Annotated in this window: 1 protein-coding gene; it reads left to right on the top strand. The window is 76.7% G+C overall.

Annotated features, from left to right (window positions below; all coding sequences use genetic code 11):
- Positions 1-551: GNAT family N-acetyltransferase (locus CCN44_RS42550; protein WP_143650515.1), on the top strand; the 551-nt coding region annotated here is incomplete at its 5' end.
- Between the last annotated feature and the right edge of the window lie 110 nt (positions 552-661).

The raw sequence follows: 661 nt of genomic DNA, 5'->3' as shown, positions 1-661 counted from the left end.
AGGCCGCCGCCGCGGCCGGCCTGACCGACGTGCTGCGCAGGCTGCGCTACGAGTGGACGGCCGACGGGACCGTGCCCGCGGCGCCCGAGCGGCTGGTGTTCCGGCCCGAACCGGACGACGAGGTGTTCCTCGGCGCGTTCCGCGAGGTGGCCGAGGGAACCCTCGACACCACGACCCGGCGCGCGGTCGCCCGGCACGGCGTGGCGCAGGCGGCCCGGGACGACCTGGAAGGCTACCGGGACATGCCCGGCGACCGGGACTGGTGGCGGCTGGCCTACACCCCGGACGGAACGCTCGCCGGCCTGGCCGTGCCGTCCCGCAACGACCAGAACTTCGTGGTCGGCTACCTCGGCGTGGTCCCGTCCCTGCGCGGCCGGGGGTACGTGGACGAGCTGCTGGCCGAGACCACCCGCATCCTGCTCGCCGCGGGCGCCCGCCGGATCACCGCGGACACCGATCTGCCGAACCGTCCCATGGCCGCCGCCTTCGACCGCGCCGGCTACCGCAACTTCGCCTCCCGGACCGTGCTCTCCGCCCCCGCCGACAGCTGAACGGCCCGCCGCACCCGCACCCGGCCGGCCCCGCCCTCCTGTGGAGACCTCTGATGCCGATCCCCCATGCCAGTCCGCACCCCGGGCCCACGGCGGCCGACCCGGCCGGG

This window comes from Streptomyces tricolor, from assembly GCF_002155905.1.
GTDB lineage: Bacteria > Actinomycetota > Actinomycetes > Streptomycetales > Streptomycetaceae > Streptomyces > Streptomyces tricolor.
Note: the sequence above shows the minus strand (reverse complement) of the source record. Positions and strands in the feature narration are given on the sequence as shown.